Annotated in this window: 13 protein-coding genes and 1 tRNA gene; 8 read left to right on the plus strand and 6 right to left on the minus strand. The window is 60.6% G+C overall.

Annotated elements, in window-relative coordinates; all coding sequences use genetic code 11:
- Nucleotides 1–142 precede the first annotated feature (142 nt).
- Entirely contained in the window at nucleotides 143–1,114 is a 972-nt protein-coding gene (locus BM190_RS18470) for an SDR family NAD(P)-dependent oxidoreductase (RefSeq protein ID WP_092257788.1), read from the minus strand.
- A 489-nt stretch (nucleotides 1,115–1,603) separates the two neighbouring features.
- Here BM190_RS18470 and BM190_RS18475 point away from each other — a divergent pair, with 489 nt between their 5' ends.
- Nucleotides 1,604–1,843 (plus strand): hypothetical protein, encoded by a 240-nt coding sequence (locus BM190_RS18475; RefSeq protein WP_092257446.1) that lies wholly within the window; start codon nucleotides 1,604–1,606, stop codon nucleotides 1,841–1,843.
- Between the two features lie 137 nt (nucleotides 1,844–1,980).
- Here BM190_RS18475 and BM190_RS18480 read toward each other — a convergent pair whose 3' ends face one another.
- Nucleotides 1,981–2,946 (minus strand): alpha/beta hydrolase, encoded by a 966-nt coding sequence (locus tag BM190_RS18480; protein WP_177237150.1) that lies wholly within the window; start codon nucleotides 2,944–2,946, stop codon nucleotides 1,981–1,983.
- A gap of 163 nt (nucleotides 2,947–3,109) precedes the next feature.
- On the opposite strand from BM190_RS18480, the gene BM190_RS18485 reads away from it, so the two are divergent.
- Complete coding sequence (locus BM190_RS18485; protein ID WP_244550671.1) at nucleotides 3,110–3,694, plus strand: TetR/AcrR family transcriptional regulator; 585 nt, start codon at nucleotides 3,110–3,112, stop codon at nucleotides 3,692–3,694.
- A 28-nt stretch (nucleotides 3,695–3,722) separates the two neighbouring features.
- On the opposite strand, the gene BM190_RS18490 is transcribed toward BM190_RS18485, so the two are convergent.
- The gene (locus tag BM190_RS18490; RefSeq protein WP_312012748.1) at nucleotides 3,723–4,679 is read right to left on the minus strand and encodes an outer membrane protein; all 957 of its coding nucleotides are present in this window, start codon (nucleotides 4,677–4,679) and stop codon (nucleotides 3,723–3,725) included.
- A gap of 337 nt (nucleotides 4,680–5,016) precedes the next feature.
- Between BM190_RS18490 and BM190_RS18495 the strand changes: the two genes are divergently transcribed.
- The 6 genes from BM190_RS18495 to BM190_RS18520 all read left to right on the plus strand — a co-directional run bounded on the left by BM190_RS18495 (nucleotide 5,017) and on the right by BM190_RS18520 (nucleotide 10,769).
- Nucleotides 5,017–5,334, plus strand: a complete 318-nt coding sequence (locus BM190_RS18495; RefSeq protein ID WP_244550672.1) for a hypothetical protein — start codon at nucleotides 5,017–5,019, stop codon at nucleotides 5,332–5,334.
- A gap of 193 nt (nucleotides 5,335–5,527) precedes the next feature.
- Nucleotides 5,528–5,893, plus strand: a complete 366-nt coding sequence (locus BM190_RS18500; protein WP_092257457.1) for a hypothetical protein — start codon at nucleotides 5,528–5,530, stop codon at nucleotides 5,891–5,893.
- Between the two features lie 946 nt (nucleotides 5,894–6,839).
- Nucleotides 6,840–7,529, plus strand: a complete 690-nt coding sequence (locus tag BM190_RS18505) for an ATP-dependent DNA ligase (protein WP_244550673.1) — start codon at nucleotides 6,840–6,842, stop codon at nucleotides 7,527–7,529.
- A 130-nt stretch (nucleotides 7,530–7,659) separates the two neighbouring features.
- Entirely contained in the window at nucleotides 7,660–8,112 is a 453-nt protein-coding gene (locus BM190_RS18510) for a cupin domain-containing protein (RefSeq protein ID WP_026202295.1), read from the plus strand.
- A 269-nt stretch (nucleotides 8,113–8,381) separates the two neighbouring features.
- A complete protein-coding gene (locus BM190_RS18515) occupies nucleotides 8,382–8,861 on the plus strand; it encodes a DUF4279 domain-containing protein (RefSeq protein WP_177237152.1) in 480 nt (159 codons plus the stop codon).
- A gap of 567 nt (nucleotides 8,862–9,428) precedes the next feature.
- Nucleotides 9,429–10,769, plus strand: a complete 1,341-nt coding sequence (locus BM190_RS18520) for an adenylate/guanylate cyclase domain-containing protein (protein WP_018320062.1) — start codon at nucleotides 9,429–9,431, stop codon at nucleotides 10,767–10,769.
- Between the two features lie 353 nt (nucleotides 10,770–11,122).
- On the opposite strand, the gene BM190_RS18525 is transcribed toward BM190_RS18520, so the two are convergent.
- From BM190_RS18525 to BM190_RS18535, 3 genes are all read right to left on the minus strand, one after another.
- Nucleotides 11,123–11,800: a hypothetical protein gene (locus BM190_RS18525; protein WP_092257469.1), complete on the minus strand. Its 678-nt coding sequence runs from the start codon at nucleotides 11,798–11,800 to the stop codon at nucleotides 11,123–11,125.
- Between the two features lie 187 nt (nucleotides 11,801–11,987).
- Nucleotides 11,988–12,065 (minus strand) — tRNA-Pro (locus BM190_RS18530).
- 109 nt (nucleotides 12,066–12,174) lie between these two features.
- On the minus strand, nucleotides 12,175–12,759 hold the full coding sequence (locus tag BM190_RS18535) for a MerR family transcriptional regulator (RefSeq protein WP_018320058.1): 585 nt from the start codon (nucleotides 12,757–12,759) through the stop codon (nucleotides 12,175–12,177).
- Nucleotides 12,760–12,780 lie beyond the last annotated feature (21 nt).

The raw sequence follows: 12,780 nt of genomic DNA on the forward strand, positions 1-12,780 counted from the left end.
ACGAAACGACCCCCTCGCATGCGTGACATTCCAATTCGTCATGAGGCGATGAACATTGGCAGGAGGTGGCACGTACAATTATCTGCGCACCTCTTGCCATGATGATTATCATACCTATATCCGCGCGCCTTTCGAGGCGATCTCAACCGAGCCGCCAGCCGACCTCCTGCGTAAAGCTATCGTAGAAGGCGCGGTCATAGGCCTGCTCCGGCGTAGCGCGCACGCGTTCGTCGAGACGCTTGGCGTCCTCGCCGACGAGGATGCGCCATCGCTCCGCCTTGACCCCGTCGAGAATGATCTTCGCGGCCTGTGCCGCCGTCGTCGGCGCATCCTCCAGGAAGCTGCGGGCGCGCTCGGCGAACGCCGCCTGGATGTCCTCGTCCGACATCTTGTCGGCATCCGGCACGCCGGCCGCGACCATGCGCTTGCGGGTCAGCGCGACCTCGTCCGCGTTGAGCCGCTCCGACCCGTCGGCGCTCTGCACCTTGCGCGAATTGGAGACGATCGAGGTGCCGATGTGACCAGGCATCACCACCGAGCATTTGACGTGCGGGGCGTGCAGTCGGAGGTCGTTGATCAGTGCTTCGGTAAATCCCTTCACCGCGAATTTGGCCGAGCTGTAGGCGGTGTGCGCCTGGCCCATGCCGATCGAGGCCCAGAAGCCGTTGACGCTCGCGGTGTTGACGATGTGGGCCTCGTCCGCCGCGACCAGCATCGGCAGGAAGGTGCGCACGCCGAGATAGACGCCGCCCCAGCAGATGTTGAAGGTGCGCTCCCACTGCTCGCGCGTGTTGGTGAACAGGCTGCCGCCACCGCCGATGCCGGCGTTGTTGAACAGCAGATGGATCCTGTCGGTCTTCTGCTGCTCGGCGAGCTCGTCGCGAAAACGCTTCAGATGATCCTCGATCGAGACGTCGGCGACATGCGTCGTGACGCGCAGGCCTTGCGGCAGCTTCTCGATCTCGCAGAGCCGCTTGGTCTCCGCCATCGCGGCTTGCGAGACGTCGCACATCGCGACATTGCAGCCCTCGGCAACGAGTTGCCGCGCGAGCTCGCGCCCCATTCCCGTGCCGCCGCCGGTGATGACCGCGATCTTTCCTGCGAAATCCTTCATGGGACTTTCGGCCCCTCCCTTGTCGGTATGTTTCTTCACAGCGCCGCTTGCCGGACGCGCGCACGAAATGTAGCAGCGCCGCATCCGCAAATGAAAGCGGATCGGGGATGCAATCTTCGGCATCAATTATTTCGGCGTGCGGACTATTGGCCTGCAGTCGCCACGCGGTCGTTGCAGATGAGAGGAGACCGCGACGCGGTTGTCTCGAAGGACGAGGCGCTTGCTCAATCGTCGCCGGAAGCACACGCGATAGCCCGGCCGTTGCGCGGGAGCGTCCGCGGCGCTGCTGCCACAGTTGGGGCAAAAGTGCCCGGTTCCCGTATTTGTCCGGCTTCGGTTTATGGGTAATTTTTTTACAATCCGAATCATCAAATGGACTCCGGACGCTGGGTCGAGTCGGCCAGGCCAGCGTGTTGTTTGCGTGTCACAGGCTCTGGCACTCCGCTTGCATCCTCTTCGTGGTCTGAAACTACCGATGAGGTGACAGGAATGTTCGTGACCGTCGTTGCCGTGCTCTGCCGGCTGAGTGCAGCCAGCTCAGGCAGTTGCATCGAGGAAATCGTGACCGACAGCAACATGACGCCCGAGATGTCGTTGATGCAATGTGCGATCGGCGCACAGGCGCCGTTGGCGAAATGGATGGGCGAGCATCCGATCTATCACGCCAATTGGCGCCTGGATCGGTACAAATGCGTGCCCGGCCATTACGAGATCAAGGGCCACGCCTAAGGCCCCGCAAAACTACTGATCCGAAGACGACGGATACGAGGAAACGCCCGGGGGCCGCTTGTCCCTTCGCGGGCACTGCCAGCGCCAAGCCCCAGCGAGGCGGCGCGCCCTGTGACCACGGTCACACGCTTCTCCCATCACGCCACCGCGCGCATGATGAGCGCCCGCGCCTTGCGCCCCTCCGGGGTCGGCATCAGCGCGTAATTGTGCGGCTGGTCACGCAGCAGATGCAGCTCGACCGGCACGCCCACCGCCATCGCCCGCTCGGCGAGATCGACGCTGTCGGGGTAAAGCAGATCGCGCGTCCCTGCGAAGATCGTCATCGGCGCAAGCGCGCGGAAGGCGCCGTTGAGCGGGCTGACGAAGGGATGGCCGATATCGAGCTCGCCGGCGTAGAGTCGCCCGGCCTCGACGATGCCCGGAATGTCCTGGATCGGATCGCGCTTTGCGATCTCGATCTGCTCCGGACGGCTGACCGAGGCATCGGCCGCGGGCGAGATCAGCACCATCTGGTCCGGCTGCCGATGCCCGCGATCGCGCAGCCATTGGCACGCCGCGAGTGCGAGCCCTACGCCGGCCGAGTTGCCTGCTACCGTGACCTTCGCAGACCCGGCGTCTTCCAGCAGCATGCGCAACAGCTCGGCCGTCGCCGGCACGACATCCTTCGCGGTGGCGCGCGGCGCCAGCGGATAGATCGGTACGACGCACACGACGTTCGCCTTGCGCGTCATCTGGCCTATGAGGCGCCAATGCGCCGGCACGATCTCGTTGATGTAGCCGCCGCCATGCAGGAACATCACGAAATTGCAGCCCTCATGTCCCGACGCCGGCGCGGTGTAATAGACCGGCCAACCGCCCATCTTCGTCAGCGTCACCTCAACGTCGCGCCCCAGGTTCGGCGGCTCGAACGAAGCCGCCTGCAAGGCGAGCTTCTGCACATGCGCCTGCACCGCTTCGGCTGATGCCAGCTGCTGCTTGTAGGGCAGCAGGGCGAGCAGCGCGTTGAAGCCGCGGCTCTGCAGGCTCGGCCCGGGCTCACGGCTCCGAGGCGCGCAAAGATCTGGACAAAACTGCAGGGCCGACACGATCCTTGCGACGCTCATGGACAGTTCTCCGCCTGGCTGGGCATCCATATGGCGACGAAGAGGCTTGCCGACAGGTCGCCATATGCGCGTATAATGCGAGCATTCGCTCGCTTTTCCTACTCGCATTCGGATCGCAAAGCCCATGGCGCGCACGCCGCCGACAAAACCCCGGAAAAACGCTTTGCAGGCGCGCTCACGCGCCACCGTCGACGCGTTGGTCGAGGCGACCGCTCGCATTCTGGTCCGCGACGGTTTCGAGAAGGCCAGCACAAACCGCATCGCCGAGATCGCCGGCGTCAGCGTCGGCTCGCTCTACCAGTATTTTCCGAGCAAGGAAGCGCTCGTCGCCGCCGTGATCGACCGTCACAACGAGGAGATCATGGGCATTGTCCGCACCGCGCTCGCGGAAGTCGCCGACCTACCGATCGACAAGGCGGTGCGAAAGCTCGTCACCATCGCAATCGAAGCCCACCGCATCGACCCGAAACTGCACCGGGTGCTCGCCGAGCAGATCCCCCGCACCGGCCAGCTCAAAGACGTCGAAGCCTTCAACCGCGAGGTCCATGACCTCGTGCGCACCTATCTCGAAAGCCGCCGCAAGGAGATGCGCAAGATCGACCTCGACGTCGCGACCTTCATCTGCGTCAGTTCGATCGAGGCGGTCGCGCACAACACGGTGCTGAACGGACCCGAAATGCTGTCGGAGAAGATGGTGCGGACGCTGGTCGACGAGACGACGCGGATGGTCGTGGGGTATTTGAGGTAGGCGGCCCTTAGAGAGATCTGATCTAGGCTCAAAAGTGATAGTTCACGCCCACTCGCGCCACGTGGAAATCCGCCCGGCCGAAATTCGCCGTGTATTTGGACAGGGTCGGGCCAATGCCCGTTGCGAGTGCGGTGGCCGTCACTGACGATTTGCCGAGGTCGACGTAGAGATATTCGGCCTTGAAGCTCCAGCGAGGCGCAAAGCGCCATTCGCCGCCTCCACCCACCGTCCAGCCAGCTTGAATGCGGGAATCGGTGCCCGTAAAGCAAGTCGATCCGATCGTACAGCTGAATGAAGTGCCGGCGACGGAGACACTGAAAGCGCCACCCGGTCCGTTCGCGATGTAGTCGTCGAATGTCGCCACTCGACCAAAAGCAAAGCCGCCGGTCCCATACAGAAGAACGCTAGGCGTGACCAGCGCCCCCAGACGCCCACGAATGCTCCCCCACCAGTCAATCTTTTGCTCGGCCGAGATGGTCTGCGCGAAAGCTGGGGGCAGAATCGGCGTTGTTTCGCGACCGCTTCCGCGCAAGCTGGATGCGCTCAAGTCACCTTCAACGCCGACGAGCCATTTGCCACCCAGCTGCCAATTGTAGCCCGCTTGCAGGCCCCCCGTGACACCACTCATCGAAAAATCGTGAGGGTTGGGAGCAACCTGCCCCGCAAACGGAGGCGCAATCGGAACTCCAGGATTGAAGATGAAAGCGGAGGCCGCGTCACCGGTGAAATTCACGGTCCGGTCTGCCCATGCGCCGCCAACGTTGCCGCCAGCATAGAATCCCGTCCAGCTTGGGCTGGAGTCAGCCGTGCGCGCTTTCGTGAAAAGTGCGGGGCTTTGGTCAGCAGCTTCCGCCCCCGACGCGACACTCGCCAAGACTGCTACAGCAGCCAGTGCTCTTCCCACGGGACGCCCCCTCCGCGATTCCAACGCGCCCGAAATTCTTAAATCATGTTGACGCTGCACGCTGTGACGCCAGGGCAACACTCGCGGAACGTTGCAACCCAAGCGGAAACGTGCGGCCCACGGTAAACCCGGCCGAAAAGGAATTTGATTCTTTGAAAAATGGTCGGAGCGAGAGGATTTGAACCTCCGACCCCTAGTCTCCCAGGCGACGGCAGATCGTTGCTTCTACGGGAGAATTTTTGGAAACGACGGAGCGGCTTCGGTTTGCAAAGACAGGGTCTTTTACCGAAATTGTAAACCGATCGGGAGGCTGCACACGGCGCCAGCGAACGGCCGAGCGTGGCTGTGCTTGATACACACTTTGCTACACATCGCCGGGAATTTGTTCTCTCTGTGTTCTCATGCCATAACGCCGCCCATGACCGACGAACTCTCCCTGCGCCGCGCCGTGATAGGCGGTAAAACCGCGCCTGACGACCATGTCGTGATCTGGGACCATCTTCACATCGGCCGCATTTTCAGAACCACTGCCGTCGGCGGCGGCGCCGATTGGTCCTGGTCATGCTTTCTGCCCAACGTGCCGCAGCGGAGTGCCCATCGCGGCCACGCCGCCAGCCTGGACGCGGCCAAGATGGCGTTCCGATCCGCTTGGGCGGCTTTGCAATCGGACCCTCAGTTACGACGAGATCAAGCAGGCGCGCGTGACCGACGCCGACCGCAGCCGTCCCTGGCATAAGGGCGCATGACGGGAGCGCCGGCGAGTTCGACGAGCCGATCGCGCTGGCTTTCCAGGAACGAAGGCCCGGGGATGAGATTATGAGTCTCGCTGGCTTGCCGCCGAGCTGGCGGAGCGGACCCCGGCCCATACCCCCCTAGCGCCCCTGCGAGCCGGGGCCGTCTCTCCGCTGCTTTTGTATCGGAGTATGCGTATGCGTTCCTCGCCCTCGATCGTGCCGGCCGATCGCCTCGACCGCGACATCTACCTGGTGCTTGAGGATTTCGGCGCGGGTGCCGGGTGCGCATGGCGTGAGACCGACGAGGCCGACACCGATCTCGAGACCGTCCTACAGGACATCCTCTCCGGCCAATATGCCTATCCGCTTCGGATCGTGCGCTTCAATGCGATCGAGCGCTGGTCCCGCGACGCGACGTCCGACCTTGCCGACGCGCTGGCCGAGCGCGCCGCCAACTCCGACGCCGAGATCTCGCCGGCTCTGCAGGATTTCATCAACGCCAACGCGACGCGACGATTTGACCTGCAGCTCGCCCTGCCCCTGCGCGGCGCTGCCCGATGACATCTGAAGGCAGGCCTGTGGGCTCGGCGAAATGCGCCGCGGCCGGCCGGCGCGCGGGGCGAACATGCCATTCACGGCCGCGTGTACGAAGCCAATTGAGGCCTCCAACGAAGCGAAGCTGAAACAATGCAATCCGATACTGCGACGGTAACGACCGTTGCGGGAGGCTCAAATGCGTAGCCTGATTTTCGGTACGGCTCTCCTGGCGCTGGCGACCATCGGATGTTCCACGTTTATTTCCGCTGCCCTTTCTGCCGCGAGGGATGCAAAGGCCGCAACATTCTCAGAACGGTTCGCGCCGGCAATGACTCTCCCAGCCGGCTAGGTCCGCCAGCGTGAAACGGCGAGTCGATTGCGACCGCCTTAATGGGGAGCTTTGCCTTCTCGGTTGAGCAGCTCCAGTCGTCGTTCTAGCTCTTGCTTCTTCGCCGCAAGCTTCTCCGCCAAAACATCATTGACGACGGTGTGGAGTCGCCACAGCTCTTCGAGAGACATGCTCTCAAGAGGCTTCCGATCCATGAATCCCCCCGACTCACGTATCGCACAAGGTTAGCGACAAGAACGAGACACTGCCACTTTCTCCCGACGAGATTCACATTTGCGAATGAAGGTACAAAGGTGAATGCCCTCCCTTAGCTTGCTGGGCATATTGGTTGGGAGCATGCTGCATTGACTGATAACATTCCGGCGCAGAGCCGATATTTCGTTCGAATGGGCGGCAAGGGTTGGATGGTTTACGATCGAGTACGCAAGGGCCCGACACTGATAGGGACCGCCTGGGCAGCCAATTTGACAAAGGAGCAAGCCGAACAAATCCTACGCTCGCTTACTTCTTCGGCCGCGGAGAAGCCACTTTCTGCAACCGACCGAGGCCCACAGTTCCCGATCTCGCAAATTGAGCGGGAAGTCTTATTTTCGGTCCATGCGTATGACGTACGAGCTCTGCTTGGCTACCGCCGCCAAGCACGTCCCTTCAGGGCCTGACTGGATCCACGAGGTAAAGTACGACGGCTACCGAATGCTGGTCATTCGGCAGAACGAGCGGGTGCGCCTCCTCTCTCGCAACGGTACGGATTGGACCAAGCGCTACCCCTGGATCGTCCAGGCCGCGCTGAAGAACCGCGAGCGGCACTTCGTCGACGGAGAGGCCGTGGTGCTCGGCGTCGACGGCGTCTCCGACTTCAACGCCCTGCATTCGCGTCGGCATGATGACGAGGTGCAGCTTTACGCCTTCGATATCCTTGTGCGCGGCGGCGAAGATCTGCGGCCCCTGCCCCTCTCGCTGCGCAAGAGCAACCTGGCGCGCTTGCTGCGCGGCCGGCCTGACGACATGTTCGTTACGCCATTCGAGGCAGGCGAGATCGGGAGCGAGGTCTATCGCGCCGCGGTTCGCATGGGCCTCGAGGGGCTGGTCTCCAAGCGTCGCGATCGGCGCTATAGCAGCGGTCGCTCCAAGGACTGGATCAAGGTCAAGAACCGGACGCATCCCGCGATGTCGCGGGTGATGGACGCCCTCAATAGCCCTTCCGTTAGATGCGGTAGTGGTCCCGATCTGAACACGGGAAAGCCGCTGTCATGTCAGCTGTCTGGAGAGGACCGAACGTCACATGATCGTTCGCCTGACGGCTGCTTATGACCCAATTCGGACTTGGTTTGCCATGGGCGATTCAAGCCCTTCCGAAAATGAATTTAAGCGGTTCAGTCTGAGTATTTTTGTAGTATCCTGTTGGACCCTCCAGCTCCGCAATATTTGGAAGGAGGTTTGGATGAACAAGTCCTTTGCCGGTGCCATTTTGATCGCGTTGGCAAGTTCTGCGATGGCTCAAGATGCGATGAAGGTGGTCAAGCCCGATGGGTTGACGTGGATAGAGCATCCGGTCTTCAGGGGCGCGCAAACCGCCCTCTTGATCGGTGACCTAACAAAGGCCGAGACGATCGTCCAGCGGGTCAAATTCCCGCCGAATTATAAAGTTCCGCCGCATACTCATCCCTATGCCGAGGTCGTCACCGTGATGAGTGGCAGCTTTGGGAACGCCATGGGGGAAAAGTTTGATCCCTCGAAAGGCGAGATATTGAAGCCGGGCTCCGTCTTCACGCTGCCGGCGAAGCACCCCCACTATGTATGGACGACAAACGAAGAAACGATGGTCCAAATTGTATTCACCGGGCCGGGGGGCATTGTGTTCATCGATCCAGCCGACGATCCGCGCAAGAAGTAAAAACGAAGCGCCGAAGCATAAAAAGAGGCCACCTCAATCGGGTGGCCTCTTTCGTCATTCCGGCACCGGCGCGATGTCGGCTGTTGGCCCTTAGCGGACCTTCACGGGGATGCTCGCTGAGGGCCGCTTGTGACCCAAAGCGGTCCTCGTTATCGGTCATTCAAAGTTGAACATTCCGGGACAGACAGAGTAGATAAATTCGCCTTATGCAACCGGAGCAGCAACCTTGTCGCGGTGCGTTCTTTGTGCCGTTTAGGATCAGTAGCCGAATGAAGCGACCACGTCCGCAACCGCCAAAAGACGCACCTCCGGACGCAGCATGGCTTGGGGGGCCGATCTCTTGGTTCTCGATTTCGCTGACCGTTCGGGCGGATGATCTCCATCCTGAGCATGTGACCCATCTTTTCGCTGTCGAGCCAACCCATTCACAAGTCAAAGGCCTACCGCGTTCGGCGAGGGCAAACGCACCTCCCGCCACGTTCGGTTCCTGGGCGGTTTGTCTAACGTCGGAAGAGACCGACGAATGGGACGTTACGGAAGCAGTTAGAACGCTGATCGCCCGCTTTCCTCAAGCGCCCACTGTCTGGGAACAGCTACCTGTGGGGGCACAAATTCGCTTGAGCTTTGGTCTCCACCTCGAAACTAGAAATCAGGGATTTTCGATACCTGCTGACATCCTCAAGTTCGCGGCCGACCGCAACATCGAGCTTGATTTCGACATATACAGCGAGCGAACGGCGACTGTATGAGGACCGCTTGTGGCCCGTGCCAGACCTCGGCCCGGAGCATCGCGAGGTTCCGCTTACTGAAGGTGATCTGAACAAGGCGATGCGGCGAGCTAATGCGAGGGCGCGATGCCAGACGATAACCAAGGGCCTCAACCGTGCACTTGCACCTTCAAAGAGCAACTGCACTGCCCCAGATTCCGGTCCGGCGAGTGCAACCAAAAGACAATTCCCGGAACCTTCGGGCATCGTAAGTCCAGATTTGGGCGCATCTCGCGACCAGCGTCAGTCCCCAAGAAGGCAAACACCCGCAGCGCGCGCGCTGAAACTGAGTAGGTAGTCGTGCAATTCACTGGCGCCGGGCACTGAGCCGGGTCTGGTATTGGCCCATAGCTGACCAACCTCGGCATGGTGCGTGATGGCAGCTTCTGACCCTAAGCGGCCTTCGCGGCCGTGGCATCACTCTGGTTTCCCCAGTTTTTGCCGGTACCTACGGGTAGGGGGCAGTCAAGCCCGTCAAAAGTCCCACTAGCCTGACGCGGAATGTGATACGACACTCGCGCAGCGTGGTTTGTCCCGCAGTAGGCCAACATGGCTGACATCCCGACCACTCACTACGTCAAAAGTGACGACGTCCATATTGCCTATCAGGTGATTGGCGACGGTCCACGCGACCTGCTGTTCGTCCCCGGTTTTGTCTCCAATGTTGAAGCGCTTTGGCAATCGCCAGGCCGCGCCTATTTTTTCCGCAGGCTTGCAACGTTTGCGCGAGTCATCATTTTCGACAAGCGCGGCACCGGAATGTCTGATCGCGGTTCCCAGATCTTCACACTTGAACAGCGGATGCACGATGTGCAGGCGGTGCTGGACCAAGTCGGTTCCCAGCGGGCCACCTTGTTTGGCGTATCCGAGGGCGGTCCGATGTCGCTGCTCTATGCCGCGACGTATCCCGAACGCACGTCCGCTCTGGTTCTTTGTGGCACTTATGCGCGACGCGCGTGGGCTCCTGACTACACATTCGGATGGACTGATGCGCAGTGGAGCACTTTCCTCGATGACATTGAGCACCACTGGGGCACGACAGATGCAATGAGTTTGCTGATGTGGGCGCCCAGCCTTGCCGGCAATACGCAGGCACTTGAGCAAGTTGCTGCCTACTTCAGGGCCTCAGCAAGCCCAGGGGCGGCATCCGCGATCATGCGCATGAACCGGGAAATTGATGTCAGAAATATCCTCCCCGTCACGCGTGTACCGACCTTAATTTTGCATCGCACCGATGAGCGCGTCATCGACGTGAAGCATGCGCGCTACATGGCGCAGATGATTCCTTCCGCCAAACTGATTGAGCTCAGTGGTCAGGACCATGTGGTCTGGGTAGGCAGTCAGGACGCAATCCTTGATGAGGTCGAAGAATTCGTCACTGGGCATCGGCAGGCAGCCCAGCCAGATAGAGTGCTTGCGACTGTGCTGTTTGTCGACATTGCGGGATCGACGGAACGCGCCGCCATGCTCGGCGACGGCGCCTGGCACGTACTGCTCGACGCGTTCTATGCCAAAGCGCGGGGCGTGCTCGGCCAGTATCGCGGGCGCGAAATCAACACCGCCGGCGACGGTTTCCTTGCCACGTTCGACGGACCCGCGCGCGCCGTACGCTGCGCCAGCGCAATCCGCGATGCGGTGCGCTCGCTCGATCTGAAGGTCCGTTGCGGTTTGCATACCGGTGAGTGCGAATTCGTCGCGCACGATATCGTTGGCATTGCCGTGCATATTGGCGCGCGCGTGGCGGCGCTAGCTGCGCCGGGTGAAGTTCTGGTCTCACAGACGGTTCGCGACCTCGTAGCAGGCTCCGGATTGACGTTTGAAGAGCGCGGCCGTCACACTCTCAAAGGCGTGCCTGACGAATGGCGTCTGTTCCGTGCGGTGATTACCTAGCCCGCTTTCACCCCGCCATGTGGTCAGAGCACCGAAGGACCGCTTTTGGCCCTTCAGCGACATTGGAAGATTGCTGCTTCTCCGCCGCTGTTCGGGCTTAAGCGGACATTAGCGGCGGCCAGCCGCTTAATGAGTACACGGACTAGTCATCGAGCTTTTCGGACGTGATCGCGCCGGTCTTGGCGTCGGCGTGAAATTCCATTCTCTGGCAGCAGCAAGCATCCATGAACGCCAAGAACGTGGCATAGTCCCCCCAGTTGCGATTCCATCCCATGCTATCGCTTCGAGTTTTAGTGTCGCAATACACGCTGGAAGAAGTCCCTGATATTCTCTTCCGATTCTTCGCCCGCGAACTATGCCGGAGGTAGCGGCTCGAGCTCTTCCTTGCCGTAATAGCCAATCACGCGGTAGGAGACGACTTTGCCCGATGACCGCGATACAACAACATCCACAAAATAGATTGCTTGATAAGGATTTTCTTCGTCCCCGATCATTTGCTTTTTTAGATGGCTCATCTCGTCAGTGAAAAACACTGCATGCGGCTTTTCATCTATTTCCTCTATCAAAGCACGGTCTGGAGTTGTTTTGGCTTCCGACTTCACGGAGTCTCTGTCCAACCTTTTCCAAACCATAGGTACGCGCTGCAAAACCTCCGCCTTCGGATTCTGAAGTAGCGTCTTTTCGAGCGCAGCGGTTTCAATAATCGATGACGCTTCCTGAGCTGTGACAGTCAACAATTGAACGGTAACCGGACCGTTGATCACATTGAATGTCTGCGATCCGCCGTGACTTGCGATCGGTTTCACTATGTTCGTTGCATCGTCGCAGTCTTTAATGGAGATATTGTCGGCTGCTGTCGCCTCTCGCTTCTTAGCAAAAAGGTCGATCAGAGACTTAAGATGCTTGCCGAACTTTTCGATCAGCTCGACCTTGTCGATTAGTGGTGCCAGCAAGGGGCCGGCCATTGCCACGGTTGAGACGAGGTCGGGTACTAAGTTGATGTCGATACTGCCGGGTTTGACAACCGACACCAGAAGGCGCGCCTCTGAGTTCTTAGTGGCTAACTCGTTCTCATGTTTCTTTAGGACGCGTCCTAAATGCTGCTCCCCTATGCACGACTGAAGAACAGCGCCAGAACGATTATTGTAAACTGCCTGTAAAGCGGCGGCTCTTTAATAACCGGCCGGCCCACGGGACCATTGAAATATTTGAAGAATTTGGTCGGAGCGAGAGGATTTGAACCTCCGACCCCTAGTCTCCCAGACTAGTGCGCTAACCGGGCTGCGCCACGCTCCGAACGTCGTTCCATTAGCTAGGATCGGCGCGATGCGCAAGGCGAGGCCGCAGCATTTTGCCGTCCCGGCCACAGTCCCCGGAACTGCCCGCAAGCCGGCGAAGCCCGCCCCTACCCATCCTTCAGCGCCTGATCCAGCATCTCGCGGCAGGCGACGAGGTCGGCGAGGACGCGCCCTAACCGTTCCCGGTCGATGGCGCTGGGGCCGGCCGGGGCCGCGGCAGCCGTGCCGCCCTTGCGGAAGGTGGTGAGGATTTCCTCGTCGTCGACCTCGGTGAAGCGGAAGTCGATGCCTTCCTCCTCATCACCCTGGTAGTCGTCATCGTCGGTGTCGGTGACGCCCTTGATGGGCGCCTCCTCGTCGTCGGGCTCCATCAAGCTGGCGCCGATGGCGTCCTCGATGGCGCCGAACGAGACCGCGGCGGCGCTGTCGGCAAGGCCCTGCACCGATTTGACGCCGTGCTCCTTCAGGATCCGCTGTACCCCGCGGATGGTGTAGCCCTCCCCGTAGAGGAGACGGCGGATGCCCTTGAGCAGGTCGACGTCGTCGGGGCGGTAATAGCGGCGGCCGCCGCTGCGCTTCATCGGCTTGATCTGGGAGAATCGGGTTTCCCAGAACCGCAGCACGTGCTGCGGAATGTCGAGCTCCTGCGCTACTTCGCTGATGGTTCGGAACGCATCCGGCGCCTTGTCCAAATGCCAAATCCTTTGCGAGAG

The organism is Bradyrhizobium sp. Rc3b, from assembly GCF_900114915.1.
In the GTDB taxonomy this organism is placed as follows: Bacteria; Pseudomonadota; Alphaproteobacteria; order Rhizobiales; family Xanthobacteraceae; genus Bradyrhizobium.

Coding starts and splice junctions, on each gene's coding strand:
- BM190_RS18495 (WP_244550672.1), top strand. CDS start 5,017: ATGACCGACGAACTCTCCCTGCGCCGCGCCGTGATAGGCGGTAAAACC.
- BM190_RS18470 (WP_092257788.1), bottom strand. CDS start 1,114: ATGAAGGATTTCGCAGGAAAGATCGCGGTCATCACCGGCGGCGGCACG.
- BM190_RS18475 (WP_092257446.1), top strand. CDS start 1,604: ATGTTCGTGACCGTCGTTGCCGTGCTCTGCCGGCTGAGTGCAGCCAGC.
- BM190_RS18515 (WP_177237152.1), top strand. CDS start 8,382: ATGAAGCGACCACGTCCGCAACCGCCAAAAGACGCACCTCCGGACGCA.
- BM190_RS18520 (WP_018320062.1), top strand. CDS start 9,429: ATGGCTGACATCCCGACCACTCACTACGTCAAAAGTGACGACGTCCAT.
- BM190_RS18510 (WP_026202295.1), top strand. CDS start 7,660: ATGAACAAGTCCTTTGCCGGTGCCATTTTGATCGCGTTGGCAAGTTCT.
- BM190_RS18500 (WP_092257457.1), top strand. CDS start 5,528: ATGCGTTCCTCGCCCTCGATCGTGCCGGCCGATCGCCTCGACCGCGAC.
- BM190_RS18480 (WP_177237150.1), bottom strand. CDS start 2,946: ATGAGCGTCGCAAGGATCGTGTCGGCCCTGCAGTTTTGTCCAGATCTT.